Here is a 26,460-nt window from a genome sequence, read left to right as displayed (position 1 = left end):
ACTTTTGTAAGATTTTTCTTTATTTTTATAAACAACAAACAATCCGTAAACGAATAAATACAACACTGTGGGTTGTTTTCACAACAATAAAAATTGTAATTCGGACAAATAGCTCTACTTTGGTCAGAAATTTCTGAGTAGGTAGAACGTTTTTTAAGCATCCCCCGAGTTTTGAAAGCAGTTGAGAGAGTTGATCCATTTTATGTTTTGAAACAGTTGCCCAAGGCAACGGCGCTTATTTCCCAAGAGGGTACTCTTTTGGATGCTTCCTGCTCTTGGTTGAAAATGTTCGGAATTCCTTCCTTCACCAAGGGAAATGGCCCGGAAATTTTTACCTTGTTTCCCGAGAACATCGAATTAAAGCAGCAACTCAAGGACAACCTTTCTTTCACCCTTGAGCATACCATCAAAGTCAACTATACCACCCTACACCTCAAAAGCCATTTTGCTCCCTGGTTCGATGAAAAGGAAAATGTGATTGGTACCATTGTCCAAACGGACGATATCACCTCCGAAACAAAAAAACAAGAAGAATTGGACTGGCTCCATAACATTTTGGAGACCAAGATGGAAGTGTCCAAAACCGGTTGGTGGGAATATGATTTAAAAACCGAAGAGCTATTCTGGTGCAAAGAAACCAAACGCATTCATCAGGTTCCGGAAAATTATCTGCCAAACGCGCAGGAGGCCATCAATTTTTACAAAGTGGGATACAGCAGAAACAAGGCTTCCATGCTGTTCCATCGAGTAACCAATAACCTTCAACCTTACGATATCAACCTTTTGCTGGTTACCTATATGGGACAAGAGCGATGGGTACGTATTACAGGTAAACCTTTGGTAAAAAATGGAAAGGTCATCAAAGTATTTGGAACGATCAAGGATATTCATGAGGAAGTAATGGCAGATACACGGGTAAGGGAACACCAGCAGTTATTGTCCACTTTGGTAGATAGCCTCCCCTTAAACGTCTACGTAAAGGATCTGGAATCCAGAAAAATTTTGGTCAACAAGAGTGAATGCAACTATTTGGGCAAAAAACCAATTGACCTCATCGGTAAAACCGATTTTGACCTGTTTGAAAAAGAGTATGCCCAAATTTCCCGTGAGGAAGACCTTCAGGTCATGAAAAACCTGACGCCAATTATTGGAAAAGAGACCAAAAGTGTCATAAATGGTAAGGTAACCCATCATCTTACCTCCAAAATCCCCTATTTTGATCTGGACGGCAAAGTCTGTGGCCTTATTGGGACGAGCATGGACATTACGCACATGAAAAAGAAGGAGGAACAATTGCGGAGCCTCAACACCATTGCGGTGATGCAAAACCAAAAACTGATCAGCTTTGCACATATTGTTTCACATAACCTAAGGTCGCATTCCGCCAACTTTTCCATGTTATTGGGATTTCTAGATGCTGAAAAGGATCCCACGGAAAGGCTGCGATTGATCAAGATGCTACGCCAAGCTTCCGACAATCTCTTGGAAACCTTGGCCAACCTGAACCAAGTGGTAGATGTAAACTCAAATACCTTGGTGATCAAAAAAAACGTGCAACTACGCCATGCTGTGGTAAAGGTATTGCAGGACCAGTCGGCACTATTGGAGCACAACCACGCACAGGTAACAAACTATGTTCCTGAGGAGTTACAGATCAACTGTGTACCTGCCTATCTGGACAGCATATTGTTGAATCTGGTGTCCAATGCGGTCAAGTATAAAAGTTCCGACCGTAAACTCCAGATTACCATCAATGCCCTAAAATCCCAAAAAGGGATTGAACTGAGCATCTCCGATAATGGACTTGGAATTGATCTAAACAAATACGGAAACAAAATATTTGGAATGTACAAAACGTTCCACAACAGAGAAGATGCCAAAGGCTTTGGGCTTTACTTGGTAAAGAACCAAATCGAGGCCATGGGCGGAAGTATAACAGTGCAGAGTGAAGTAGATAAAGGCACTACATTCAATGTAAGTTTTAATGAAGAAAGTTAGTTGTATTTTTATTGTGGACGATGACCCCATAACTGTTTTTGGCATCAAAAAAATGTTGAAGTCGGTAGCGGAATGCGATGACATCCAAATTTTTCAAAATGGCCACGAGGCCCATGAAGCACTTAAGGAAAGAAACAAAACCGGAGGGAACATTCCCGAGGTTATCTTTTTGGACATCAACATGCCCATAATGGATGGATGGGAGTTTTTGGATGAACTGATCCAACTGGAGATCAAAGAGCAGATCGTCATCAATATGATCACATCGTCCATAGACCCATTGGACCATAAAAAGTGGGCGGAATTCAAAGACCGCTGCCCCTATCCGCTCAACTTTAAGAACAAACCCATTTTCAAAATCGAAGCAAACGAACTGGGTTGTATGGGGATTGCGTCGTAGATCATAATATTCTGTATTTTTGGCACTTGCAAGTACACCATTTGTGCAACCTAAAGTTCCCGAAGCATTTTGAAGCAGATTATTCTTTTTTTGTCCATAGTTCTCATAGTCTCCTGTAAGTCTGAAACACAGGACGAGCAATCGTCTTATCCTACCCATTACGAACTTTCGGAAGGCAAGGAAACGGCGACCTATCAACAGACCATTGATTACTACATGGCCTTGGCCCGCGAATTTCCAGAAATCAATATCCAGACCATAGGAAAAACGGACAGTGGCTACCCCTTGCACACCGTTACCTTTAACCCTGACGGGGACTTTAATTTTGAAAATATCCGCAAGGAAAAGACCATCATCCTAATAAATAACGGTATACATCCTGGGGAAAGCGATGGTATCGACGCCACCATGATGCTGTACCGCGATTTGGCCACAGGTGCATTGGAAGCTCCAAAGAACACCGTATTGGTTACCATTCCGGTCTATAATGTGGGCGGTGCGCTCAACCGAAACTCCACCACCCGGGCCAACCAAAACGGTCCAGAATCCTACGGATTTCGGGGCAACGCCCGAAATTACGATTTGAATCGTGACTTCATAAAAATGGATACCCAAAACGCCAGAACTTTTGCCCAAATATTCCATATGGTAAAGCCTGATGTTTTTGTGGACAACCATGTAAGTAATGGTGCCGACTACCAATACACCTTGACCCATTTGTTCACACAGCACAATAAATTGGGAGGCGAAATGGGCAAATACCTCCATGACACTTTTATGCCAGGTCTCGAACAATCCTTGATTGAAAAGGAGTGGGACATTACCCCCTACGTTAATGTGTTCAATGTTCCGCCGGAAGAAGGTTTTAGCCAATTTATGGACCATCCGCGATACTCCACCGGCTATACCACCCTATGGAGCACTTTGGGGCTAATGGTAGAGACCCATATGCTAAAACCCTACCAACAACGTGTGGAAGGCACCTATGCTTTGATGAAAAGCTTGATTGATGTAGTGGAAAAAGAGCACAGTACCATCAAAACGCTCCGTAAGGAAACATTGGAATCCAATTTGGAGCTTTCCGAATACCATTTCAATTGGCAAGTGGATACCACGCAAACCAGCACCCTCAGCTTTAAGGGGTATGAAGCAGAACGACTGACAAGTGAAGTAACCGGCCTACCACGGTTAAAATACAATCGCGATAAGCCCTTTACCAAAGAAACCATTTATAAGGATTATTATTACCCCATGGATACGGTGACCATTCCAGAAGCCTACATTGTTAAGCGTAGTTGGAACAAGGTAATCGAGCGGTTGGATGCCAACAAAATACAATACATACCCATAAAAAAGGACACCACGCTTTCCGTGGAAGTGTATAGTATTGAGGAATACGATACCAGAAATTCGCCCTACGAAGGCCACTATCTCCATTCGGATACCAAGGTATCCAAAAACGTAAAGGACATCCATTTTAGGGAAGGTGATCTTTGGGTACCTACAAGACAGCCCGGTATTCGGTACCTGTTGGAAACCTTTGAGCCCCAAGGAGCGGACTCATTCTTCAATTGGAACTTTTTTGATACTGTTTTACAGCGAAAAGAAGGCTTTTCTCCTTATGTTTTTGAGGACGTAGCTTTGGAAATGCTACAAAAGGATTCTTTATTGGCAAAAGAGTTTGAAGCCAAAAAAGAGGAAGACCTGAATTTTTCGAACAATTGGTATGCACAGCTCAATTGGATTTTTGAGCGTTCCGTACATTTTGAAGAGGCCTATTTGACCTACCCCATCTACCGTGTTGCCAAAAACAGTGAAGCTGCGGGATTGTTCGCCAATTAGTCAAAGGGCCAATCCTCGAACAGTACCTTAATATTGTGGTAGGAGTTCTTTAGTGCTTTTTTGGTTTTGCGAGGACCTTTCCATTTCACTTTTTTGATGCCTTCGGATTTTTCTGCGACCAATTTGCCCGTATAATCCGTTGACATAATGAACCAGTGGGTCTGCTTCAATCGATATTCCCCGTTGCGCTTAAAAATATGGTAGGTAGTATGAAGGAACCGCTCGATGACCAAATCTTTCACCCCTGTTTCCTCCTCCACCTCGCGAACAGCAGCGCTCTCTATGGACTCCCCCTTATCCACCTTACCTTTGGGCAGGTCCCATTTCCCATTTCTGTAAATGAAAAGTACTTTCCCTTTTTTATTGATGACAAAACCACCGCCCGCAACAACCACGGGGATTTTGTGCATGAAAAGTTTGAGGATCTTTTTGTCGTCAGGATGATATAAATACGCCTTTTTCAGCTTCTTTTTTGACAATAGGCGAATCGCCTCAACTATGGAATCACCATCCAAAGAAAACAAATTACCATTGGAATCCTGGGGTCGCTCGTTTGTTAAGATCAGTGGAGCCTCATTAACAAAAACTTCATACATTTGCGCAATGGTTTTAGATAAGGGAATCGCAAAAAAAACAGCAGAGCTGTTATTACAAATTAATGCAATTAAGTTGGAACCTGAAAATCCTTTTACATGGGCTTCAGGTTGGAAATCGCCAATTTATTGTGATAATAGGATCATGCTCTCTTACCCCGCGGTAAGAAACTTTGTTCGAGAAGAAATTGCAAAGCAAGTAGAGAACCTCTATGGTAGGCCCGACGTGATTGCCGGCGTAGCCACGGGTGCCATCGGAATCGGTATTTTGGTAGCAGAGGCCCTAGGTCTTCCCTTTGTTTACGTAAGGCCAAAACCAAAAGAGCACGGGAGGCAAAATCAGATTGAAGGACATTTTGAACCTGGACAGAGTGTTGTGGTCATCGAGGATTTGATCAGCACTGGGAATAGTAGCCTTAATGCCGTCCAAGCCCTGAAGGAGCAAAACGCCGATATCAAAGGAATGATTGCCATCTTCACCTACGGTTTTCCCGTTTCAACCGAAAACTTTAAAAAAGAAGGTGTGGAACTGCATACCCTCTCCGACTACGAGAATTTGATAGAGCAGGCTTCCGACACCCATTACATAAAAGAAAATCAATTACAGACCCTATTGGAGTGGAGATCGAATCCACAACAATGGAAACCATAGTTTACCATGCACATTGAGACCTCAAAAAAAATCGTATCCAAAAGCGATAAAGAAGTGTTTGAATTCCTGACAGATATCAAAAACTTTGAAACCTTAATGCCCGAGAATATCGAAAAATTTGAAGTGTTGGACGAGAATACCTTCAAGTTTGCCTTGAAAGGTATGCCGGAAATCGTGCTACGGCTCAAGGAACAGCATCCAAACGAAAAGGTAGTCTTGGGTGCAGCAAGCGATAAATTGCCGTTTACACTTACAGCTGACATCAAAGCTTTGGATAATGATCAAAGTGAGGTCGGCCTAAGCTTCGAAGGGGAATTCAACGCCATGATGGCCATGATGATCAAAGGACCCATCACCAATTTTATGGGAACCCTGTCCAACAATATGGACAAAATCGGTCAGTAAAGAAGCGTTACCTCCTTTAGATCAAATTCCTTTATAATCCGGTCCTCCAATTCGATGACCAACTTTCCGGAGGTGGACACACCTCGGATATAACCCATTAACCGCTCCCCTTTCGCATCGGCAAAGGTCGAGGGCTTATCCTTTCGGAACAACAATTGCTCGTAGGCGGGCAGCAATTGGGCGACTGTTTTCGCTTCCACGGTATCCAGTTGGAGTTTAAGGCATTCCAAAATGGTATGAAGGAGTTCGTCCAAATCGAAATTCCTACCGGTCACCAATTTTAAGGAAGACGCCTTGTCCAAACCCCCAAAATCCGTCTGGTTTACATTAAGCCCGATGCCTATGATCGCTTCGCCCACCTTATTGCCCCTAAGCAAGTTTTCTATCAAAATGCCACAGATCTTGCGCGAACCTGACATAATGTCGTTAGGCCATTTGATCTGTACATCAGGAATGGCGAGCTTGTTCAGGGCATTGAAAACGGCCAAGGACACTGCAATATTGAGCGCAAATTGATGCCGGACACTCATGGCGTCAAACTTTTTTAAGACACTGAACGTTAGGTTTTTACCTCCTTCAGAATCCCAAACTGTATTCATTTGCCCCCTGCCCTTCAGCTGCCTACGGGTTACGACCACGGTATAATCCAAAGGATTTTCCGAGCGCAACAAATCTTTCAAAAAGATATTTGTGGAATCCGTGGCATCAAGTTTGAGTATCTGAAAATGTTTTCCCAATGTGACAAGCCTTTACGATTTGTTAAAAACTAGGGCTAAGAAAACAAAAAAAACATAACTTTGTAAAAACTAAACTTTTTGAATGCAGAAAAAGAAAGCTAGCGCAGATGAATTGATTGCCTTGATTCTGGAAGGAATAGAAGACGTTAAAGGAGTTGACATAAATCTACTGGACCTTAGGGAAATCGAAAATACAGTTTGCGACTACTTCATCATCTGTAACGGTACTTCCAACACACATGTGAACGCAATTGTATCCTCCGTGCAGAAAAAGGTCAGCAAGGCCCTGCAGGACAAGCCATGGCATGTTGAGGGTTCTGAGAACGCCGAATGGGTGCTTATGGACTATGTCAACGTTGTGGTGCATGTATTTCAAAAACACATAAGGGAATTCTATGATATTGAGGGGCTTTGGGGAGATGCCAAGGTCACTATGGTGGAAAGCAGTTACAATTCTTAAAAAAAAATGGCAAAAGAAAACAACCCAAATAATACACCAAAGAAGCCACGTTTTAGTTCGTGGTGGATATATGGCGTAGTCATCGCATTGATCATCGGCTTCCAGTTTTTTGGTGGAAGCAATTTTTCAAGTACGGAAAAAACAACAACCTCCGAATTACAGGAATTCTTGCGCAATGGTGATATCTCCAAGATTGTCATCATTACCAATACCAGACAGGCCAAGGTATACCTCACCGAGGAGGCCATGAAGAAGGACGTTCACAAAGGAGTGGCCGAAAAGCCACTGTTCCCATCAACCAATCTGGTTCCCCAGTATGTATTGGACTATGGTGACCTTCAGATTTTCCAGAACGAAATCACCGAGATAAAGAAAGAGAACAACTTGGATACCATTGTCGAGTTTGACACGGAATCCAATGTACTTGGCGAAATATTTTTGACGCTCTTACCATTTGCCTTGATCATTGGTATTTGGATCTACCTGATGCGTAGAATGTCAGGCGGTGCCGGAGGCGGTGCTGGTGGACAGATTTTCAACATAGGGAAGTCCAAGGCCAAACTCTTCGACGAGAAAACCGATACCCGTACATCTTTTAAAGATGTTGCTGGATTGGAAGGGGCCAAGGAAGAAGTTCAAGAAATTGTGGAGTTCCTTAAAAACCCGGATAAATACACCTCTCTTGGTGGTAAAATCCCAAAGGGAGCCTTATTGGTAGGCCCTCCGGGAACGGGTAAAACCCTTTTGGCGAAAGCCGTAGCAGGTGAAGCCAAGGTTCCTTTCTTCTCCTTGTCCGGTTCGGATTTTGTGGAAATGTTCGTAGGGGTTGGAGCATCAAGGGTGCGTGACCTTTTCAAACAAGCAAAGGATAAGTCACCGGCTATCATTTTTATTGATGAAATCGACGCCATTGGACGAGCTAGGGGAAAAAACAACTTCACAGGTTCCAATGACGAACGTGAGAATACCCTGAACCAGTTATTGACCGAAATGGATGGATTTGGAACCAATACCAACGTAATTGTATTGGCCGCTACCAACCGTGCCGATGTGCTGGACAAAGCCTTGATGCGTGCAGGACGTTTTGACCGTCAAATCTATGTGGACCTGCCCGACCTCAACGAAAGAAAAGAAATATTCGAAGTACACCTTCGTCCAATAAAAACCGCCGAAACCCTGGATTTGGACTTTTTGGCCAAACAGACCCCAGGATTCTCCGGAGCCGATATTGCCAACGTTTGTAACGAAGCGGCATTGATTGCTGCCCGTAAGGAGAAAAAAGCGGTCACCAAACAAGACTTCTTGGATGCCGTGGATAGAATTGTGGGTGGTCTGGAAAAAAAGAATAAAATCATCACCCCAGAAGAGAAAAAGACCATTGCGTTCCACGAAGCAGGTCACGCCACGGTAAGCTGGATGTTGGAACATGCCGCGCCTTTGGTGAAAGTGACCATCGTTCCTCGCGGTCAGTCGCTTGGAGCTGCTTGGTATTTGCCCGAAGAACGTTTGATCGTACGACCAGAACAGATGTTGGACGAGATGTGTGCCACCATGGGAGGCAGAGCCGCGGAGAAAGTGATGTTCGGAAAAATTTCAACAGGAGCATTGAGCGATTTGGAGAAAGTGACCAAACAGGCCAGGGCCATGGTGACCATTTACGGACTGAATGACGAATTGGGCAATATCACCTATTACGATTCCACGGGTCAAAACGAGTACGGCTTTACCAAACCTTATAGTGAGGAAACGGCCCAAAAGATTGATCAGGAAATATCCAAAATGATTGAAGCGCAATATCAAAGGGCCATTAAATTGCTGGAGGACAACAAGGACAAACTCACCGAGCTTGCCGAACGTCTTTTGGACAAGGAGGTCATATTCAAGGACGATTTGGAAAAAATCTTTGGACAGCGCCCTTTTGAAAAAGAGGAAGAAAAGTTGGAGCCAGCAGAGTAATCGCTACAAACAACATCTAATCAAAGGAGTTATATTGATTAAGTAGAAAGAACACAAAACCATTAATGGGAGTTTTTAAAAAACTTTTCGGAGGAGGAAAAAAGGTTTCCAAAGAAACTGCGGAAACCCGGGGAGAACACATGCCCGACCTAAAAATTCCCGTTGATGAAAAGTTTACCATCTACTTCAAAAAAAATGGTGGAAAGTTCATTTACTGTGAAGATTTTGCCGAAGTTTCCGAGGCACTCAAGAACATCGTTTCGGAAAACGACTGGCAAAACCACCTCTTCTATTCGCTGGATCCTAGGATAGAGACTAAGTTTGCTTCGGAAAAGCTTCAATTCACCAACAATCGCAACGAAAGTGATATTTTCTTTACCACCTGCGAACACTTGGTGGCCCATAATGGGTCCATTTTGGTGTGTTCCCATCAAATCAAGGAAAAGAAACTGGACGAACTACCGTCCAATCTCATTGTGTTCGCCACCACGAGCCAGTTGGTAGATTCCATTAGCGAAGCACTCAAAATAATCAAGGAACGGTACCAGAAAAACATCCCCAACAATATCACCACCCTAAAGCACTTTCAGCAAACACCCGAAAACAAAGATGACTTTCTTTCCTATGGGAGTGCTTCCAAAAATGTATATCTTTTACTCCTAGAAGATTTCTGAGTAGATGAGAGAAATTTTAAGACGCTCCATAACAGGGGTAATTTACGTAGTACTTCTGTTGGGCGCAGTATTTTTGAGTTCGGACGCCTTCGACTTTCTTTTTATGGCCTTCGGACTTGGATGTCTGTATGAGTACAAGCGAATTGTAAAGCTAAAGGGGTACTACATCTTCATGGCCTATTTGGCCCTGTGGTGGGTTTTTATTTACCTCACCAACGACACTATGGCCGTGAACATGCTCATGCTTTTCACCATCGCGGTGGACATTGCCCTATTGATGTTCCTGTTCTCCAAAAAACCCAAATATTTCAATGACGTACAGAAATTCTTGATCGGGCTCTTCTACATTGGTGGCGGGTGTATTTTTTTGACGATGATACCTTACAAAATTGATGAATTTGCCCAATTTTTGATCATGGGCATCTTTATTTTGATATGGGTAAACGATACATTTGCCTATCTGGTGGGACGAACTTTGGGACGCAAACTTTTTCCTGCAGTTTCCCCAAAAAAAACTATTGAAGGTTCTGTCGGAGGTCTTATTTTTGCACTGGTCGCCGCCTATTTTTTATCGTGGTACGAAACACGGCTTTCGATAATCGAGTGGATGGCAATGGCTTGCTTGATCGTGGTCGCAGGAAGTTTGGGCGACTTGTTGGAATCCAAGTTTAAACGAATGGCCGGTGTAAAAGATAGTGGCGCTATCCTGCCGGGACATGGTGGAATCTGGGACCGATTGGACAGTTTGGTGTTTGCCGCACCATTTGCATATTTGATTTTAAATATTTTCTCCTATGTTTCATAAAGAGGGTCAAAAAATAATCATATTCACTTTTTTTGTAGTGGTGGCCATTGTATTGGCGGCACAATACACTATGGATTTGGAATGGGCCCGAATGACGGTTCAGATTGCGGCGCTATTGCTTTTGGTGGCCATCTTGCAATTTTTTAGAAACCCAAAGAGATTGGTGACCCCTAACTTTGATGAAATATTGGCTCCAGTGGACGGAAAGGTAGTAGTAATCGAAGAGGTGGACGAACCCGAATATTTCAAAGGAAAGCGAAAGCAGGTCTCCATTTTTATGTCGCCCGTCAATGTGCATGTTACCCGTTATCCCGCCAGTGGTACCGTCACCTACTCCAAATATCACCCCGGAAAATATTTAGTGGCTTGGCATCCCAAATCCAGCACCGATAACGAGCGAACTACGATAATACTGCATACCCCAAAATTTGGCGAAATCGGATACCGACAAATTGCAGGTGCCATGGCACGCAGAATCGTAAACTATGCCGAGGAGGGCGAACAGGTTACACAAGGGGAAGATGCTGGTTTCATCAAATTCGGTTCACGGGTGGATTTACTTTTGCCGCTTGACTGCGACATCACCGTAAAACTGAATCAAAAAGTAATCGGGGCACGCACGTGCATCGCATCGGTAAGACCATTGGATGACTAAGGAGGAGTTACATAAACGATTTGAGGATGCCGTTAACTTTGTTAACGACTATACGGACCCGCTTCCTGCGGACCTCTTATTAAAACTCTACGCCTACTTTAAGATTGCCAACAAAAATTTTGAAAATCCCGGCAGTCGAACTCCCCTAATCAATGCGTTCAAGGCAAATGCACTCTTTCAGGCCAAGAGCATCAGTGTGGAAGAGGCCATGGAAAACTATGTGAACATAGTTGAGAAGGAGCTTAAAAGCCTTTAAGAGGCCAAATCAGCCGTCGCAAAGGATTTCTCCACATAAGTAAAGTAAACACCACCGAAAATAGTAATCAAGAAATAGAGGGCCACCAGATAGCTCCCAATGGATATATAAGTATCGATACAAAACCAATCGCCCGACAAATAGATTAGTACCAATCCTGCCACACCCCGAATCACCTCAATCCAAACAGCATACGATTTTCGGTCCATTAGGGTAGTGTACCCATAAATCCCGACAAAAATAAACGCCCCAAACAACAGCAAGCCATCAAATCCGATTTCCGAATAGCTGTAGAACATAAAAAGCATCAAAAAAGTAGTTGCGATCAATTGAAAAAGGGCATATCCCTTTAACCAAGGTGAAGTTTCGGGACGGTATTTTTTGAAATTGTAGACATCTTGGATAACCTCAACGGGATATTTGTCCTTCACGTCCTGCGGACGCCATCCTGTGGGCATAAACCATATCCGAAGTTTGTCCCAATAGCTTCGGGTGCGCCATGCGTCCTGCATCAATCGCCATATATGTTGAAAATTGATGATGATGGGATTCCATGTATTCGCTGGTTTCAGCACACCGTATTGTGGCGGCACATCATCCAACTCTTCTTGAAAGGTGCCGAACATGCGGTCCCAAATACAAAAAATCTGTCCTAGGTTTTTGTCGATATACTCTGGATTGATGGCATGGTGCACCCGATGTTGCGAAGGGGTGACGATAACATATTCAAGAATCCCCATTTTGCCAATATACTGGGTGTGGTACCAGAACTGTGCAAACAGGTGTATCGGGGCCAATATGGCAATCACTTGATTGGGAACGCCCAATAGGGCGGCCGGAATCAACAAAAGGGCATAGTACCCCAACAAGTTGGAAATAGGCTGGCGTAGCGCGCAAGCCAAATTAAACTCTTCACTGCTATGATGTATCACATGCTGGTTCCAAAAAAGATTGATGTGATGGCTCAACCTATGGTTCCAATAACCGGCAAAATCCAAAGCAATAAAAGCCACCACCCAGACCAACCAAGTTGCCTTGATCTCGATAAGTGCCAAATGTTCCAACAAAAAGGGATAGCTCACCAAAATAAGCACAAGGCCCAATGAATCCTTCACCACATTGGTCAAACCTGAGCTAAGACTGCTCACGGTATCCATGAGGTTGTGTTTTTGATCCTTTACAAATCGGCCATACAAAATTTCGATAAGTACAAGACCGATAAAAAATGGCGTGGCATATAACAATGCCGTTGCATACGATTCCATTTCAAAAATTTAAACGTTACCCGATGCAAACATGGGATTTGCTGCCCATAAGTTAGTCCAAATTTTTAAATAATTGGATATCGTTGGCATCGGTCAAGTCGGGAATATGTTCGGAACGTGGTATACAAAGTACAGCTTTAGGGTGGTCGGCCACTAACATTCCAACAGCTTTCGGGAGTTCCTTTTCATTACGAACCGGGTCCATGGGACAGTTTTTCAAATATGGATAAACCTTAGCTCCAAAAAAACTAAAAATGTTCATGCTTACCCGAAGCTCGCCCATGGCATCTTTATATCGGGGCACATCCTCCACATTTGGTTTTTCAATGATTTGCTGTAAAAATCCATCCGAAGAAATATCCATTACGGCAAACTTGGCTATGCGCTCCTCGGTATACTCAAAACCTGAACTTCCGTAGCTAATCAACGCATGAGGCGCTTTTCTATCTTTCCTTAAATCCTTGAGGGCACCAACAGAATAAAGGTTATCGCCATTACAAACCGTAAAAGTGGTCCGTTGCAATTCAGGGTATTGATCCAAACATTGCTGAAGTGCATCAGCCGTACCCAATGGTTTTTGGCGTCCTACGGGAACTTCTTGCACGGCCAGGTGGACTTCTAGTCCTTTCGAAAACACTCCTTGATCTTTCAATTGTTGAAAGGCCATATTTTCTGGGCTGGTAATCAAATACAGTTTGGTGTATCCTGCCTCCACCGCATTCCGTACCAAATAATATAAAAAAGGATGCCCCTTCTTACCTACGGGAATCAAGCTTTTATGAGGAATGTGGTCCATAATGGTTCCTTCTTCCCTAGCTTTTAGACTTCGCTTCATCCGTGAGGATGCACCCCCTACCATTACAATCAAACTCGTGTTTTCCATCTTTCTCAATTCGTTAGGTTCACAGCATAAACAGCTTTGGCCCCATGGTCCAAAAAGGCGCGTTTCACCCTTTCCTCCGTATCCTCCGTTACCATGGCTACCATACAGCCTCCCCCTCCCGAACCAATGGTCTTTGCCCCAAGGGCTCCGGCTTCGCGTGCGGCCTTCATCATCTGCGCCATTTCCAAAGGGGTGTTCTTGATTTCATTTTCAAGGATACGCTGGTGCTGGTTCATCAAATCTCCCAAAAACAGGATATTCGGATTTGGTCGGAGCAGCTCCTTTTTTGCTTCCAAGGTAATATGGTAGTTATAAATAGTGGCATACCAATACCCTTTAAGTTCTTCGGGAACCAAATCGATATACTTTTCGTAGTCTTTTGGCGTGGCTTGCTTCAAATTGAAGTCGGTATGTTCATTTTGTACCGATGCCACCGCCTGTTGTGCATATACCCGTGCATTTTTGAGTACTTCCAATGTTTTTTTGGGTACTCCCGATTCCGCCACGAGCAATTTTCCCAAATCGGCCTTCAATCGTGTACTTTCACCTGTTTCCGTATCGATATAAATGAGTCCTTTTTGAGCTATGGTATACTGGTCCATGAGTCCTCCGGGCTGATCAAAGAACAGAACTTCGGCCTCATAGGCCCACTTTCCAATTTGTTCATCACTGATTTGATGGGATTTGCCTGCTGCCTCGACCAAAAAACGTATCCAAGCGACCACCAAGGCCGAAGAACTGGACAAGCCAGCATTCAGTGGTATGTTTCCGGTAATCTCCACATCATAGCCTTGCTGCCAATGGAAGTTGTTCTGTCTTAAAACGGCCATCACCGATCTAAAATAATCTCCTGATCTGACCTCCTTCAAACTATCTTGCAAAGCAACGGACACCTCTTCATCCAGATCTAATAGTTTTATAGCGTACCTCCCATTGGAATTGGGTGTTCCCTTAATCTTGATGTAACGGTCTATGGTTCCCGCAATAACGGGCAGACCTAAATAATCTTGATGGTCGCCGTAAAAACAGATTCGGGCCGGAACTTTTATGTCAATCATCAATTTCCTCTATTAATCAACAATTCCCAAAGGTGCAGTTTCTTTCCAGTTGCCCCTCGTAAAATCAGGGAAAGGCTGGGGCGCTCCACCGCTGGCCACGGAACGTTCACTCAATGGAGAAACTGCACTCCACAAACAACCCTCGTACACATTTTGGTCCAAAGGAAGCCCTTTTTGGAGGCATTCCACGATACGGTACACCATGATGCCATCCATGCCTCCATGTCCACTGCCCTTGGCGGCCTTGTTCAGTCTTTTATAAAGAGGATGGTCGTATTTCTCGTATAATTTTTGAAGTTGTTCTCCTTGCACCCAAGAGTGATGGTCTTTGGTAAGCCCTTCCACCCCACCTTCCAATGCAACACGGGTTGGGAAGCCAGCCAAAATTCCTTTGGTTCCTTGCACCAAGTTCAATCGAGAATAAGGTCTTGGACTGGTTTCGTCCCACTGCACCATAATGGTTTTTCCCATAGCGGTTTTAACGATGGATGTATTTAAATCTCCACCTTTAAAATCGAGTTGATTCCATTTATGGTCGGATGGATAATTTTTCTCGGCATATAATTCACGCCCCCTCGCTGGCGTGGAGAAGGAAACCAAGCTGCCAAAAGTATCATCTTGCCGTGCGAGGTTCATATATTGGGCCACTGGTCCCAGACCATGGGTCGGATATAAATTTCCATTTCTTTTGGCATAGTGGTAGGTCCGCCATGAGCCCGTACCTCGCTCCTGCTTTTCCATTTGCCAGCGTAATTCGTGAATGTACGCTGCTTCCCCGTGCAAGATTTCACCAATCACCCCTTGTCGGCACATATTTAGGAACATTAACTCATCCCGACTGTAATTGACGTTTTCCAACATCATACAGTGTTTTTGGGTGCGTTCGCTCGCATCCACAATATCCCACATCTCCTGAATGGTGGTTGCGATGGGTACCTCAACAAAGGCATGTGCCCCGTGTTCCATGGCACCGATGGCCATTGGGGCATGATTGGCCCAATTAGTGGCAATAAAAACAATATCTGGTTGCACTTCTTTCAGCATGGTTCGCCATGCATCCTCATCACCCCAGTACGGTTTGATGTTTTTATGCCGATTTTCCCCGGCCGCCTCTTTTACCCATTGGGTCTTTTCTTTTACCAAATCTTCATACAAATCACAGATAGCGACCACCTCGGTACCTTCCAGCGCAGCAAAGAACTTGGCATGTGTTCCCCCTCTGGCTCCTACACCAATGAAAGCGGCGCGAACCTTTTCCAATTTAGGCGCTGCAAATCCACCCATATAGGTTGATGCCAAAGGGCGTTCCGGATTGGCTTTTAAATACGATGGAGCAATGGTTATCGCGGCAGCAGAAAGTGAAGTTTTTTGGATAAAACTTCGTCTATCGAGGTTTTTCATAAGTGCAAAAGACGTTGGTTATTGTTCGTCCAAAGTATGAAAAATAAAAAGAAAAGGGAAGCAGACTTCCCTTCTCAAACTCATGATATGACAGCCAAAGTTATTTTAAACTGGCTAGGCTTTTTTCCAAGGTCTCGATTTTGGCCTCGGCGTCGGCCGCTTTTTTGCGTTCCATGGCCACGACTTGCTCGGGTGCATTGTTTACAAAGCGTTCGTTGCTTAACTTTTTTTCGACGGACTTCAAAAATCCTTTGGTATAGTTAAGCTCCTCCGTAATCTTGGCTATTTCCGCCTCCACATCAATAGCTCCGCTTATGGGGATAAAGTACTCGTTACTTTTCACCCGAAATGTCAGGGCACCATCCAAACTGGCATCTATGGTTTCCATGGTCGAGAGGTTGCCCAATTTGATGATGATGGCATCCATTTGGGAACTTACGCCTTCGGCATTCAACATAAAAAGCTCCAACGCATCTTTCTGCGGGATGTTTTTCTCTTTTCTGATGGTTCTCACTCCGGAAATGACCTCCGCAGCAAAATCAAAATCTGAGATCAACTGGGTATTCACCTTTTCTGCCTTTGGCCATTGGGAAACGATAAGTGCCTCCTCCGGACTGCGTTCGGCAATATGCTGCCAAACCTCCTCGGTCAAGAATGGCATAAAGGGGTGCAACAGTTTTAGGTTTTCCTCAAAAAGATGCAATACCTCGTCGTATGTTTTCCGATCGATGGGTTTCTGGTATTCCGGTTTTACAATTTCCAACAACCACGAGCAGAAATCGTCCCAAACCAATTTATAAATGGCCATAAGGGCATCGGAAATTCGGTATTTGGAAAAATGGTCCTCGATTTCAACCAAAGTCTGATTGAATTTGGCCTTGTACCATTCGATTCCTTTAGCTGCGGCTTCGGGCTGAGGCATGTCGGCCACTTCCCATCCACGAACCAATCGAAAGGCGTTCCATATTTTATTGGCAAAGTTGGCTCCTTGCTGGCAAAGGGCTTCATCAAACAACAAATCGTTACCAGCGGCGGAACTCAATAAAAGGCCCACACGGACTCCATCAGCACCAAAATCATCTATCAATTGGAGTGCATCGGGGGAGTTCCCCAAGGATTTGGACATTTTTCGACGTTGCTTATCGCGAACCAATCCTGTGAGGTAAACATTTTCAAAGGGTCGTTTTCCTCTATACTCATAGCCAGCCATGATCATTCTGGCCACCCAAAAGAACAAAATATCGGGTCCGGTAACCAGGTCGCTGGTCGGATAATAATAATTGACCTCCTCATTTTCTGGCTCCAAAATACCTCCAAACACGCTGATGGGCCATAACCAAGAGGAGAACCAGGTATCCAATACATCTGGGTCCTGTTTCAAGTCTGAAGCCCGAAGTCCGAGGTCCGAAGTTTTTTCCTGTGCCAGTTTAAGTGCTTCTTCTGGAGTTTCGGCCACGACAAAATCCTCTTTTCCATCACCGTAATAATAGGCAGGAATCTGCTGACCCCACCATAATTGTCGGGAAATGTTCCAGTCGCGGATATTTTCCATCCAATGGCGATAGGTGTTATCGAACTTAGACGGGTATAATTTGACATCCTTTGTTTCCAAAACGCCTTCTAAGGCGGGTTTGGCCAAATTTTCCATTTTCAAGAACCATTGATCGGACAGTCGGGGCTCGATTACCGCTTTGGTCCGTTCGGAAGTACCCACTTTATTGGTATGTTGTTCGGTCTTCACCAAATATCCCTTTTCCTGTAGCTCTTTCACAATCTCCTTTCGTACCTCAAAACGGTCCTTCCCCTCGTAGTGTAGTCCAAAGGAATTTAGCGTAGCATCTTCATTAAAGATATCGATAACCTCCAAATTGTGCTTGTCCCCAAGGTTTTTATCGTTTTCATCATGAGCCGGAGTAACCTTGAGACATCCGGTTCCAAACTCAACATCGACGTACTCGTCCTCAATGATAGGTATGACTCGGTCGCAAATGGGCACAATGGCCTTTTTGCCCCGTAAATGACGATATCTTTCATCATTGGGGTTGATGCAGATGGCGGTATCTCCCAAAATGGTTTCTGGACGCGTAGTGGCAATGGTCACTTTCTCGTCAGAACCTTCAATGGCATAGGACAAATAATACAGGTTGCCTTGTCGTTCTTCATAAATGACCTCCTCATCCGATAGGGTGGTCTTGGCTTCGGGATCCCAGTTCACCATTCGGTACCCCCTGTAAATCAAACCTTTATTATATAAATCAACAAAAACTTTGATCACCGATGCTGACATATCGTCATCCATGGTGAATTTGGTGCGATCCCAATCGCAGGAACACCCCAGTTTTTTTAACTGTTGCAAAATAACCCCTCCGTACTCGTTGGTCCAGTCCCAGGCGTGTTTCAAAAATTCATCGCGCGACAGTTTTGACTTATCGATACCATCAGCCTTCAATTTGGCAACCACCTTGGCTTCGGTAGCAATGGATGCATGGTCCATCCCGGGAACCCAGCAGGCGTTTTTACCCAAGAGCCTTGCCCTGCGAATCAAGACATCTTGAATGGTATTGTTGAGCATATGGCCCATATGAAGCACGCCCGTTACGTTGGGCGGGGGGATTACGATGGTATAGGGCTCCCTATCATCGGGCTTGGAACTGAAGTACTTATGCTCCGACCAGTAGGCATACCAGTGCTCTTCCACCCGTTTTGGGTCATATTTTGATGGAATTTCCATGTTTCGGTACAGTTTTTGTTTAATTGGACTGTGATTGGTTTTTTTGAAGGGAAAGCTAAATGTTAATTTTACGCTATTCTTCGGATGAGGGCCAATCCAGAAATACGAAACAAAAATAAGTAACGTTATTCTATAACAAAAGAATTTTGGATGCAGGTATCAAAACATCTACATTTGAAGTTCACCCAAAAACCAAAAATGATGAAAAAAACTGTACTCATGCTGTTTGTAGGGCTCTTATCCTTAGGGGTATATGCTCAAGAGACCGCTAAAATCGAATTTAAAAGCGAGACCATTGATTACGGAGAAATTGAAAGAGGTAGTGATGGTGTCCGTGTTTTTGAATTTACCAACACAGGTGATGCGCCTTTGGTGATCAGCAACGTTAGATCTAGCTGTGGATGTACTATCCCCAAAAAGCCTGAAGAGCCCATTATGCCCGGTAAAACTGGTAAAATCGAAGTGAAATATGATACCAACAGGGTTGGCCCCATTCGTAAGGCCATTACGGTAACCTCGAATGCCGACACACCTACAAAAGTGTTGAAGATCAAGGGTAATGTAAAAACTCCTGGCGCAAAGTAAGCGTTAAGAAATAAAGATGAATAAAGCCCCGAACCATTGGTTCGGGGCTTTTTATTTTTAATCGTCGTCAAACATCTTTTTGAGGACAAAGGTGAACAACAGATCCTGATTGTATCGTTCGATGAGGACTTTTATCCGTTTCCCTTCTTTTTCGTTGATCATTTTAAGGATTTCCTGCAATTTATATTGGTGTACCCTTTTCCCGTTTACGGCCAATATCACATCACCCTCACGGAGTCCGGCTTCGGCGGCCGGACTTCCGGCACGGATACCGGATACCACGATTTCGGGGACCAAGCTCAGTCTTGTTTTGTTTTCCAATAAAATCTGGACATTTCCAAAAGTATCTGCATTGTCCTCTTTGACAATCCCATTGGCATCTGCAATACGCTCTGCTATGTACCGTAATCCGTTGTGCTGCAAATCTATTCCCGCCAAATTATACTGAAAGGGTTCTTTAAAATTTCCATTCTTTTTTAGGGTGACCTTACCTCGGGCATAATCAAAAACCATATTGAACCGCTTGAGTACTTCGCCTCCAAGACTTCCGTTCCGATCACCAAGGCTATCCAATCCTTGGAAAGATTCCCGATAAGGAAAGGCCACTTTGGCTTCATCCAACTTAAAGCCACCTATCTGGACCCCATCGATCTTACTCCGTTTTCCGTAAATGTCACCGCTAAGGCCCCGCCCCAAGTGATCTTCGTAGTTTTTCTCAGGGATTTCCAAACCTTTTTCAGGCTCAGGAAACAGCCATAAGGCATCGCTACTGCCCGTATCCACCAATAATTTTACGGGAATATTGGCCGTGTCCTTCATGAGCACGGTTCCTTCCACATAGGCTTTTCGACGTTCTACCTTTAATGGAATGGTTTGCCTATTGCGTCGTTCCTTGTGAGTATAAAGTTCAGGGTTGTGCAGTTTTAGCTTCTTGCTATTGTAATTAACCTCAACAATAAAATCCCTAAAAAGGTCATAGCCCATAATACCGTGTACAGGTATTCCCAAACTGGTAGAAAAGTCAATGCCCCTATCCATCACCACATATAAGTCTTGCGAATAGTTTTTGGCATCGCCCAAGGTAAATCTGTTTCCTTTGGAACTCAGTGCCTTCATCGGTTCGCCATCACCGAGCCCACGTATGGTTACTTCCGATACATTATTGATGGGAACGGAATCGGATTGGGAAAGATTGAAAAGGATGGGTTTGCTCACCCCAGAATCCAAAATAAAAGTAAGCTCCACCCCATTGATCTCCACTGGGATAATAATTAGGTTATTGATGAGCTCAAACCGAATTTTTTGATGTTTTTTATTGCTGGGCAAGGTAAACCCCTGTGCCCAAATAAAATTCGGCACAACTAAAAGAAGCGTAAAAATTAGAGCAATTCTTTTCCACATAAGCAACCTTATTGCATCTCCATTAAGAAATATACAAATAAAGCTCCATAACTTGCTATACTTTAACATTTTAGTAGACAAGCAAATTATCCTCAAACTTGTTGTTTTCGATACTAGGTTTTCTCATTTTTGCGAAAACTTTAGTACATGCCAAGTATTTCGAACAAAGGGGTACAGATGCCCGCATCACCCATCCGTAAATTGGTGCCCTACGCCGAGGCTGCCAAAAAAAGGGGAACACATGTTATTCATCTCAATATTGGACAACCCGATATCAAAACCCCCAAAGTGGCGCTCGATGCGGTGAGAAACCACACCATTGAAGTACTTGAATACAGTATGACCCAAGGCTCCGAGGCCTATCGAAAAAAAATTGCTGGCTACTATGCCAAACAGGATATTTTTATGGACTCCGAGGACATTATTGTGACCACAGGTGGTTCGGAAGCTTTGTCCTTTGCCATGGGAACCATTATGGACAACGATGACGAAATCATCATTCCAGAACCCTTTTACGCCAACTATAACGGTTTTGCGACGGCTGCAGGTGTAAAGGTCAAACCGATTGCTTCATCCATCGACAATAATTTTGCACTTCCCCCTATTTCAAAGTTCGAGGAGCTTATCACTCCAAAAACAAAGGCAATCCTTATCTGTAATCCGGGGAATCCTACGGGATACCTATACAGTAGGGAAGAAATCCATCAACTGGCAGAACTAGTAAAAAAACACGACCTTTTTTTGGTGGCCGATGAAGTGTACCGCGAATTCACCTATGACGGAAGGGAGCACTACTCCATTCTCCAGGTAGCGGGACTGGAGCAACATGCCATTGTAGTGGATTCCGTTTCCAAAAGATACAGCATGTGCGGAGCACGAATCGGATGTTTGATTTCGAAAAACAAAGCTGTAATCGACACAGCGATGAAATTTGCGCAGGCCCGTTTGTCCCCTCCCACCTTTGCACAGATTGCGAGCGAGGCGGCTTTGGAAACACCGCAATCCTACTTCGAGGAGGTCATCGATGAGTACGTTGCCCGAAGAAATCTATTGATTACCGAGCTCAATAAATTGGAAGGAGTAAAAGTGGCCACTCCACAGGGTGCCTTTTACTGCGTTGCCGAACTGCCCATTGCAGATGCCGACCACTTTGCCCAATGGTTGCTGGAAAGCTTTGAAGTAAACGGGAACACCGTGATGGTGGCACCGGCCGCAGGCTTTTATGCAACACCAGGCCTTGGAAAAAACCAAATAAGAATTGCCTATGTGCTCGAAAAAGAGCAACTTGTAAAGGCCGTCCAAATTTTGGGCAAGGCCTTAACCGAGTACAACAAACAGTGAACATACAGGAAAACATATCCTTAAAAAACTACAATACCTTTGGTATTGACGTTAAGGCACGGTTCTTTGTTGAAATAACCGGTCTGGTACAGCTCCAGAAAGTACTGGAACTAAAGGCCTATCCCAAGAAATTCATTATTAGCGGTGGAAGCAATATGCTGCTCACCAAGGATATCGATGCCTTGGTCATGCATATTGCCCTCAAGGGTATCACGGTAGTCGAGGAGTACGAAAACAGCGTAGAGGTTAAAGTGATGGCAGGCGAAAATTGGCACGAACTGGTGCTATGGAGCTTGGAGCGAGGTTACGGCGGACTGGAAAACCTTTCGTTGATTCCCGGTAATGTGGGAACAGCACCAATTCAGAATATAGGTGCCTATGGGGTTGAACTCAAGGATGTATTCGTGAGCTGTGCGGCCATGGATGTAACAACCGGAGAGTTGGAAGGCTTTGATAACGAGGCCTGCGCCTTTGGATATAGGGATTCTATTTTCAAAAACGAGGCCAAGGACAAATACATCATCACCTCGGTGGTCCTAAAACTGACCAAAACGAACCATGTACTGCACACGGGATACGGCTCCATCGAGAACGAGCTCAAGGAAAAGGGCATTGTACACCCCACTATTCAGGATATTTCGGAAGCAGTGATCGCCATCCGAAGGAGCAAACTGCCGGACCCCAAAGAAATTGGAAACAGCGGAAGTTTTTTCAAAAACCCGGTCATTTCAAAGAAGGCCTTCGACCGATTCATCAAAAAACATCCCGACGCCCCTTTTTATGAGGTCGATGACAACGGATTCAAGATACCTGCTGGTTGGCTGGTAGAGCAATGTGGGTTTAAGGGAAAACGGTTCGGTGATGCTGGTGTGCACGACAAACAGGCCTTGGTACTGGTCAATCATGGGAATGCCACCGGGCAGGAAATCCTTGACCTCAGCAAAAAGATTCAGGAAGAAGTATACAAGAAGTTCAAGATAAAAATACAACCGGAGGTCAATATCATAAAATAACCCTCGCATTGAAGACAATAACGAGGGTTATACCAAACCAAACTAACCAAACTTATGTATATCGAAAAGGGTTGTTCACCCTTTATGTTTCCAAAGTCCTACGAGATAAAAACGCTTTTTCCGTCGTAGCTTTGTCTTATATACGAGATAAATCCTATTTTAGATTTTGGGCGTTCAAAAAAAATTACCAAAACCACCATAAATGAGCACACTGATCGAGAGACATATTGTTTCGCTCCTTGCGGAGAAAGACGACAAGGCGATTTCCCTACTTTACGAAAATTATGGGGATACCTTGTTTGGTGTCGCCTTTAAAGTGGTAAAGGATGAGGATCTGGCCCAAGATGTGCTTCAGGAAAGTTTTATAAAAATTTGGAAAAAGGCAGATACCTACGATGCCTCCAAAGCAAAGCTTTTTACATGGTTGTTCCGTATTGTCCGCAACACGGCCATCGATAAATTGCGAAGCATCAACAATAAATCCGATAAGGAAATCCAAATCGACGTTTCGGACGTATATAATGTTGGAGTGAAGGCCATTAATCCGGAACATCTGGACATCCAAGAAAATTTGGATAAAATCGAAGATAAGTACAGAATTGTTTTAGAGGCCCTATTTTTTGAGGGAATGACGCAGCAGGAGGCAAGTGATGAATTGGATATCCCTCTTGGGACCATAAAGTCTAGACTAAAAATCGGACTTAGGGAACTTGGAAAGATTTACGGTACCACCATGTCCTTGCTCTTTATCTTAAATCTATTGTCATGAAGGAGAAAGTAAAACTATTTTTGGAATCCGACATTTTGGAGAAATACCTTTTGGACGACACCACCAAGGAGGAATCCCAAAAGGCAGAACGCTATATTGCCATGTACCCCGAGGTCAGGGAAACCTACGACGAGCTTCAAAAAAATCTGGAGACGTTCGCCAATATGTATGCGCGAAAAACTCCAGAAGGCCTGAGGGAAATTATAATGGCAAGTGCCAAGAAAGAGACCATGGTCAGCAAAAGGTTCTGGCGCTATGCTGCGGCAGCAAGTATCGCCATCATGATTTTTGCCGGATCTTCCATCTTCTTCTGGAACCAAAACAAAACCCTGCAAGAGGAAAACACCATGGTGACGAACCAAATCAAGTATTTGGAAAACAACATGAAGGACCAATTGGCCGATATGAGGAACCAATTTATTGTCCTGAACAACCCGGCCACCAAAAAATATGCCGTGAGAGGTGAACGCGAAGCCAAGGAACTTAAGGCCATAGCATATATAAATCCGGTAAAAAAACTTTCCTACATCAATGTGAGCAATGTGCCAGAGCTTCCCGAGAACAAGTGCTTCCAGATGTGGGCCGAGGTGAACGGTGAGTTGGTCAACTTGGGCGTAATCAAAAATTTTGATGAAAAGGACAAACTCCTTGCCCTACCCTACGCAGACAATGCCGTAGGCTATATCACCATTGAGCCAGAAGGTGGAAACACCACACCATCGGTGGACAACATTGTGGCGAACATCAAATACAACTAAGCTAAAGGGCTAAAGAAACTCTAAATCCGCTTTTCTTAATCAGCTATTTTGTACCTTTGTGCAAAAGATGGATTATGAAGTTAGTATTGGTTACCATTGGACTTTTAGCACTTGCTTTTGCAGGTATCGCCATTAAGATTTGGGGTAAAAAAGACGGAGAATTTGCCGGAACCTGTGCAAGTCAAAGCCCTTTTTTGAACAAAGATGGAGAAGCATGTGGATTTTGCGGAAAACTTCCCGAGGAGCAGGACTGCAAAAAAGATACGGTGACCCAGACCCAATAATCCCCATCCGTACAGAGATACAAGATTCATTTTTTGGAAAAAACCGACGATTCCATTCAGGAGATTATCCAAAAGGCAAAAGAAGGAAACCAAATTGCCTTTAGCAACCTCGTTGATACTTTTTGGAACGATGTTTACGGCTTTCAAGTGCTTCGCACCAAAAATGAGAACGACGCGGAGGACATTACCATCCGCACATTTTCCAGAGCTTTTGACAAAATTGACACCTACGACGAGAACTACGAATTTAAGACGTGGCTCATCACCATTTCCAAAAACTTGCATGTAGACCTGCTTCGAAAGCGCAAGAGAAGCCTGATCAATGACATGGAATCCCGTGGAGATGAGGTAAAAAAGGTCTTGGACGAAACCCCATCCGTCGAGGATCGACTCATCACGGAACAAAACCTGGCCAACCTGCTAAGGGACATCAAAAAACTAAAACCGCACTATCAAGAGGTCATCAACCTAAGGTACTTTCACGAAATGAGCTATGCCGATATCGCCAAAGAACTCAATGAACCCGTTAATAATGTGAAAGTGAAACTGCTCCGGGCCAAAAAGCTTTTGGCCGAAATCATCAAAAAAAAGTGACCCCTTCACCACTATTAAGTTTCCTCACCAGTTTCGTATCTTTGTAAACCAAAATTAATCGTATGAGCACAAGCGTAGCAGAAAACGTTCATCCACCTAAAGGAAAACCAAAATGGCTTAGGGTAAAATTGCCCACAGGCAAGAAGTACACCCAGCTTAGGGGACTTGTGGACAAGTACAATCTGCATACCATCTGCACCTCAGGCAGCTGCCCAAATATGGGCGAATGTTGGGGAGAGGGTACGGCCACCTTTATGATTTTGGGTAATATCTGTACGCGTTCTTGCGGCTTTTGCGGGGTAAAAACAGGCCGTCCGGAAACCGTGGACTGGGCAGAACCCGAAAAAGTGGCCCGTTCCATAAAAATCATGCAGATCAAACATGCGGTGCTCACCTCCGTAGACCGAGATGATTTGAAGGATATGGGTTCGATTATTTGGGCGGAGACCGTAAAGGCCGTGCGACGAATGAATCCCGATACCACCATGGAAACTTTGATTCCCGATTTCCAAGGCATTTCTACCCATTTGGACCGAATCCTTAAAGTGGCTCCAGAGGTGATTTCCCACAACATGGAAACCGTGAAAAGGCTGACCCGTGAGGTCCGAATCCAAGCCAAATACGAAAGAAGCTTGGAAGTACTGGACTATTTGAAGAAAAACGGTGCCAATAGGACCAAGTCCGGAATTATGCTCGGTTTGGGAGAAGAAGAGCACGAGGTTATCGCAACCATGGAAGACCTGCGAAAGGCCAATGTGGATGTTGTAACGATTGGACAATATTTGCAACCATCAAAAAAACATCTGCCCGTAAAACGGTTTATTTTACCGGAACAGTTTAAAAAATATGAGGAAATAGGCTTGGAAATGGGCTTTAGACACGTAGAGAGCGGGGCCTTGGTGCGATCCTCCTACAAAGCACACAAGCACATCCACTAGCCCATC

At 44.1% G+C, this 26,460-nt stretch carries 27 protein-coding genes; 19 read left to right on the top strand and 8 right to left on the bottom strand.

Annotated features, from left to right (window positions below; all coding sequences use genetic code 11):
* Window positions 1-171 precede the first annotated feature (171 nt).
* From ABNE31_RS06995 to ABNE31_RS06985, 3 genes are all read left to right on the top strand, one after another.
* Complete coding sequence (locus ABNE31_RS06995; RefSeq protein WP_349352849.1) at window positions 172-1,998, top strand: PAS domain-containing protein; 1,827 nt, start codon at window positions 172-174, stop codon at window positions 1,996-1,998.
* Entirely contained in the window at window positions 1,985-2,398 is a 414-nt protein-coding gene (locus tag ABNE31_RS06990) for a response regulator (RefSeq protein ID WP_349352848.1), read from the top strand. Before ABNE31_RS06995 ends, ABNE31_RS06990 begins: the two co-directional genes overlap by 14 nt.
* 69 nt (window positions 2,399-2,467) lie before the next feature.
* The gene (locus ABNE31_RS06985) at window positions 2,468-4,240 is read left to right on the top strand and encodes a M14 family metallopeptidase (protein WP_349352847.1); all 1,773 of its coding nucleotides are present in this window, start codon (window positions 2,468-2,470) and stop codon (window positions 4,238-4,240) included.
* Here the strand turns inward: ABNE31_RS06985 and ABNE31_RS06980 are convergent.
* Window positions 4,237-4,836: an NUDIX domain-containing protein gene (locus tag ABNE31_RS06980; protein WP_179385106.1), complete on the bottom strand. Its 600-nt coding sequence runs from the start codon at window positions 4,834-4,836 to the stop codon at window positions 4,237-4,239. The genes ABNE31_RS06985 and ABNE31_RS06980 overlap by 4 nt on opposite strands.
* A gap of 7 nt (window positions 4,837-4,843) precedes the next feature.
* Here ABNE31_RS06980 and pyrE point away from each other — a divergent pair, with 7 nt between their 5' ends.
* Both pyrE and ABNE31_RS06970 read left to right on the top strand, forming a co-directional pair.
* Window positions 4,844-5,485, top strand: a complete 642-nt coding sequence (gene pyrE, locus ABNE31_RS06975; protein WP_349352846.1) for an orotate phosphoribosyltransferase — start codon at window positions 4,844-4,846, stop codon at window positions 5,483-5,485.
* 6 nt (window positions 5,486-5,491) lie between these two features.
* Entirely contained in the window at window positions 5,492-5,890 is a 399-nt protein-coding gene (locus ABNE31_RS06970; RefSeq protein WP_179385108.1) for an SRPBCC family protein, read from the top strand.
* On the opposite strand, the gene ABNE31_RS06965 is transcribed toward ABNE31_RS06970, so the two are convergent.
* Window positions 5,884-6,627 (bottom strand): biotin--[acetyl-CoA-carboxylase] ligase, encoded by a 744-nt coding sequence (locus ABNE31_RS06965; RefSeq protein ID WP_349352845.1) that lies wholly within the window; start codon window positions 6,625-6,627, stop codon window positions 5,884-5,886. The genes ABNE31_RS06970 and ABNE31_RS06965 overlap by 7 nt on opposite strands.
* Window positions 6,628-6,709: 82 nt before the next feature.
* Between ABNE31_RS06965 and rsfS the strand changes: the two genes are divergently transcribed.
* The 6 genes from rsfS (at window position 6,710) to ABNE31_RS06935 (ending at window position 11,433) form a co-directional block, all read left to right on the top strand.
* Window positions 6,710-7,087 carry a ribosome silencing factor gene (rsfS, locus tag ABNE31_RS06960; RefSeq protein WP_179385110.1) on the top strand — a complete coding sequence of 126 codons (378 nt, stop codon included), beginning with the start codon at window positions 6,710-6,712 and terminating at the stop codon, window positions 7,085-7,087.
* A gap of 6 nt (window positions 7,088-7,093) precedes the next feature.
* Complete coding sequence (ftsH, locus tag ABNE31_RS06955) at window positions 7,094-9,043, top strand: ATP-dependent zinc metalloprotease FtsH (protein WP_293290226.1); 1,950 nt, start codon at window positions 7,094-7,096, stop codon at window positions 9,041-9,043.
* Window positions 9,044-9,108: 65 nt separating this feature from the next.
* Window positions 9,109-9,717, top strand: a complete 609-nt coding sequence (locus tag ABNE31_RS06950) for an LUD domain-containing protein (RefSeq protein ID WP_179385112.1) — start codon at window positions 9,109-9,111, stop codon at window positions 9,715-9,717.
* Window positions 9,718-9,721: 4 nt separating this feature from the next.
* Window positions 9,722-10,522 (top strand): phosphatidate cytidylyltransferase, encoded by an 801-nt coding sequence (locus ABNE31_RS06945; RefSeq protein ID WP_349352844.1) that lies wholly within the window; start codon window positions 9,722-9,724, stop codon window positions 10,520-10,522.
* Entirely contained in the window at window positions 10,512-11,177 is a 666-nt protein-coding gene (locus ABNE31_RS06940) for a phosphatidylserine decarboxylase family protein (protein ID WP_293290230.1), read from the top strand. Before ABNE31_RS06945 ends, ABNE31_RS06940 begins: the two co-directional genes overlap by 11 nt.
* Window positions 11,170-11,433, top strand: a complete 264-nt coding sequence (locus ABNE31_RS06935) for an acyl-CoA-binding protein (RefSeq protein WP_293290232.1) — start codon at window positions 11,170-11,172, stop codon at window positions 11,431-11,433. The genes ABNE31_RS06940 and ABNE31_RS06935 overlap by 8 nt, the downstream gene beginning before the upstream one ends.
* On the opposite strand, the gene ABNE31_RS06930 is transcribed toward ABNE31_RS06935, so the two are convergent.
* The 5 genes from ABNE31_RS06930 to ABNE31_RS06910 all read right to left on the bottom strand — a co-directional run bounded on the left by ABNE31_RS06930 (window position 11,430) and on the right by ABNE31_RS06910 (window position 18,771).
* Window positions 11,430-12,698, bottom strand: coding sequence for a sterol desaturase family protein (locus tag ABNE31_RS06930; RefSeq protein WP_349352843.1), 1,269 nt, complete (start codon window positions 12,696-12,698; stop codon window positions 11,430-11,432). The two genes, ABNE31_RS06935 and ABNE31_RS06930, sit on opposite strands and share 4 nt — an antisense overlap.
* Before the next feature lie 52 nt (window positions 12,699-12,750).
* Complete coding sequence (locus ABNE31_RS06925) at window positions 12,751-13,581, bottom strand: sugar phosphate nucleotidyltransferase (protein ID WP_349352842.1); 831 nt, start codon at window positions 13,579-13,581, stop codon at window positions 12,751-12,753.
* Window positions 13,582-13,586: 5 nt separating this feature from the next.
* Window positions 13,587-14,639: a GHMP kinase gene (locus ABNE31_RS06920; RefSeq protein ID WP_349352841.1), complete on the bottom strand. Its 1,053-nt coding sequence runs from the start codon at window positions 14,637-14,639 to the stop codon at window positions 13,587-13,589.
* Between the two features lie 12 nt (window positions 14,640-14,651).
* Window positions 14,652-16,040, bottom strand: coding sequence for a Gfo/Idh/MocA family oxidoreductase (locus tag ABNE31_RS06915; protein WP_349352840.1), 1,389 nt, complete (start codon window positions 16,038-16,040; stop codon window positions 14,652-14,654).
* A gap of 100 nt (window positions 16,041-16,140) precedes the next feature.
* Window positions 16,141-18,771: a valine--tRNA ligase gene (locus ABNE31_RS06910; protein WP_349352839.1), complete on the bottom strand. Its 2,631-nt coding sequence runs from the start codon at window positions 18,769-18,771 to the stop codon at window positions 16,141-16,143.
* Between the two features lie 198 nt (window positions 18,772-18,969).
* Here ABNE31_RS06910 and ABNE31_RS06905 point away from each other — a divergent pair, with 198 nt between their 5' ends.
* Window positions 18,970-19,356, top strand: a complete 387-nt coding sequence (locus tag ABNE31_RS06905; RefSeq protein ID WP_349352838.1) for a DUF1573 domain-containing protein — start codon at window positions 18,970-18,972, stop codon at window positions 19,354-19,356.
* A gap of 57 nt (window positions 19,357-19,413) precedes the next feature.
* On the opposite strand, the gene ABNE31_RS06900 is transcribed toward ABNE31_RS06905, so the two are convergent.
* A complete protein-coding gene (locus ABNE31_RS06900; protein WP_306013515.1) occupies window positions 19,414-20,757 on the bottom strand; it encodes an aspartyl protease family protein in 1,344 nt (447 codons plus the stop codon).
* A gap of 147 nt (window positions 20,758-20,904) precedes the next feature.
* Here ABNE31_RS06900 and ABNE31_RS06895 point away from each other — a divergent pair, with 147 nt between their 5' ends.
* The 7 genes from ABNE31_RS06895 (at window position 20,905) to lipA (ending at window position 26,454) form a co-directional block, all read left to right on the top strand.
* Window positions 20,905-22,098, top strand: coding sequence for a pyridoxal phosphate-dependent aminotransferase (locus ABNE31_RS06895; protein ID WP_349352837.1), 1,194 nt, complete (start codon window positions 20,905-20,907; stop codon window positions 22,096-22,098).
* A complete protein-coding gene (gene murB, locus ABNE31_RS06890; protein WP_349352836.1) occupies window positions 22,095-23,111 on the top strand; it encodes a UDP-N-acetylmuramate dehydrogenase in 1,017 nt (338 codons plus the stop codon). The genes ABNE31_RS06895 and murB overlap by 4 nt, the downstream gene beginning before the upstream one ends.
* Before the next feature lie 202 nt (window positions 23,112-23,313).
* Window positions 23,314-23,880 carry a sigma-70 family RNA polymerase sigma factor gene (locus ABNE31_RS06885; RefSeq protein WP_293283553.1) on the top strand — a complete coding sequence of 189 codons (567 nt, stop codon included), beginning with the start codon at window positions 23,314-23,316 and terminating at the stop codon, window positions 23,878-23,880.
* A complete protein-coding gene (locus tag ABNE31_RS06880) occupies window positions 23,877-24,638 on the top strand; it encodes an anti-sigma factor (RefSeq protein ID WP_349352835.1) in 762 nt (253 codons plus the stop codon). Before ABNE31_RS06885 ends, ABNE31_RS06880 begins: the two co-directional genes overlap by 4 nt.
* 74 nt (window positions 24,639-24,712) lie before the next feature.
* On the top strand, window positions 24,713-24,922 hold the full coding sequence (locus ABNE31_RS06875) for a membrane or secreted protein (protein WP_179385127.1): 210 nt from the start codon (window positions 24,713-24,715) through the stop codon (window positions 24,920-24,922).
* 33 nt (window positions 24,923-24,955) lie between these two features.
* On the top strand, window positions 24,956-25,516 hold the full coding sequence (locus ABNE31_RS06870) for an RNA polymerase sigma factor (protein WP_293290461.1): 561 nt from the start codon (window positions 24,956-24,958) through the stop codon (window positions 25,514-25,516).
* Between the two features lie 62 nt (window positions 25,517-25,578).
* Window positions 25,579-26,454, top strand: a complete 876-nt coding sequence (lipA, locus tag ABNE31_RS06865) for a lipoyl synthase (protein WP_349352834.1) — start codon at window positions 25,579-25,581, stop codon at window positions 26,452-26,454.
* Window positions 26,455-26,460: the final 6 nt, after the last annotated feature.

It is taken from the genome of Flagellimonas sp. MMG031, assembly GCF_040112705.1.
Lineage (GTDB): Bacteria > Bacteroidota > Bacteroidia > Flavobacteriales > Flavobacteriaceae > Flagellimonas.
Note: the sequence above shows the minus strand (reverse complement) of the source record. Positions and strands in the feature narration are given on the sequence as shown.

Coding starts and splice junctions, on each gene's coding strand:
- ABNE31_RS06990 (WP_349352848.1), top strand. CDS start 1,985: ATGAAGAAAGTTAGTTGTATTTTTATTGTGGACGATGACCCCATAACT.
- ABNE31_RS06980 (WP_179385106.1), bottom strand. CDS start 4,836: ATGTATGAAGTTTTTGTTAATGAGGCTCCACTGATCTTAACAAACGAG.
- pyrE (WP_349352846.1), top strand. CDS start 4,844: ATGGTTTTAGATAAGGGAATCGCAAAAAAAACAGCAGAGCTGTTATTA.
- ABNE31_RS06970 (WP_179385108.1), top strand. CDS start 5,492: ATGCACATTGAGACCTCAAAAAAAATCGTATCCAAAAGCGATAAAGAA.
- rsfS (WP_179385110.1), top strand. CDS start 6,710: ATGCAGAAAAAGAAAGCTAGCGCAGATGAATTGATTGCCTTGATTCTG.
- ftsH (WP_293290226.1), top strand. CDS start 7,094: ATGGCAAAAGAAAACAACCCAAATAATACACCAAAGAAGCCACGTTTT.
- ABNE31_RS06950 (WP_179385112.1), top strand. CDS start 9,109: ATGGGAGTTTTTAAAAAACTTTTCGGAGGAGGAAAAAAGGTTTCCAAA.
- ABNE31_RS06945 (WP_349352844.1), top strand. CDS start 9,722: ATGAGAGAAATTTTAAGACGCTCCATAACAGGGGTAATTTACGTAGTA.
- ABNE31_RS06940 (WP_293290230.1), top strand. CDS start 10,512: ATGTTTCATAAAGAGGGTCAAAAAATAATCATATTCACTTTTTTTGTA.
- ABNE31_RS06935 (WP_293290232.1), top strand. CDS start 11,170: ATGACTAAGGAGGAGTTACATAAACGATTTGAGGATGCCGTTAACTTT.
- ABNE31_RS06930 (WP_349352843.1), bottom strand. CDS start 12,698: ATGGAATCGTATGCAACGGCATTGTTATATGCCACGCCATTTTTTATC.
- ABNE31_RS06925 (WP_349352842.1), bottom strand. CDS start 13,581: ATGGAAAACACGAGTTTGATTGTAATGGTAGGGGGTGCATCCTCACGG.
- ABNE31_RS06920 (WP_349352841.1), bottom strand. CDS start 14,639: ATGATTGACATAAAAGTTCCGGCCCGAATCTGTTTTTACGGCGACCAT.
- ABNE31_RS06915 (WP_349352840.1), bottom strand. CDS start 16,040: ATGAAAAACCTCGATAGACGAAGTTTTATCCAAAAAACTTCACTTTCT.
- ABNE31_RS06910 (WP_349352839.1), bottom strand. CDS start 18,771: ATGGAAATTCCATCAAAATATGACCCAAAACGGGTGGAAGAGCACTGG.
- ABNE31_RS06905 (WP_349352838.1), top strand. CDS start 18,970: ATGATGAAAAAAACTGTACTCATGCTGTTTGTAGGGCTCTTATCCTTA.
- ABNE31_RS06900 (WP_306013515.1), bottom strand. CDS start 20,757: ATGTGGAAAAGAATTGCTCTAATTTTTACGCTTCTTTTAGTTGTGCCG.
- ABNE31_RS06895 (WP_349352837.1), top strand. CDS start 20,905: ATGCCAAGTATTTCGAACAAAGGGGTACAGATGCCCGCATCACCCATC.
- ABNE31_RS06885 (WP_293283553.1), top strand. CDS start 23,314: ATGAGCACACTGATCGAGAGACATATTGTTTCGCTCCTTGCGGAGAAA.
- ABNE31_RS06880 (WP_349352835.1), top strand. CDS start 23,877: ATGAAGGAGAAAGTAAAACTATTTTTGGAATCCGACATTTTGGAGAAA.
- ABNE31_RS06875 (WP_179385127.1), top strand. CDS start 24,713: ATGAAGTTAGTATTGGTTACCATTGGACTTTTAGCACTTGCTTTTGCA.
- lipA (WP_349352834.1), top strand. CDS start 25,579: ATGAGCACAAGCGTAGCAGAAAACGTTCATCCACCTAAAGGAAAACCA.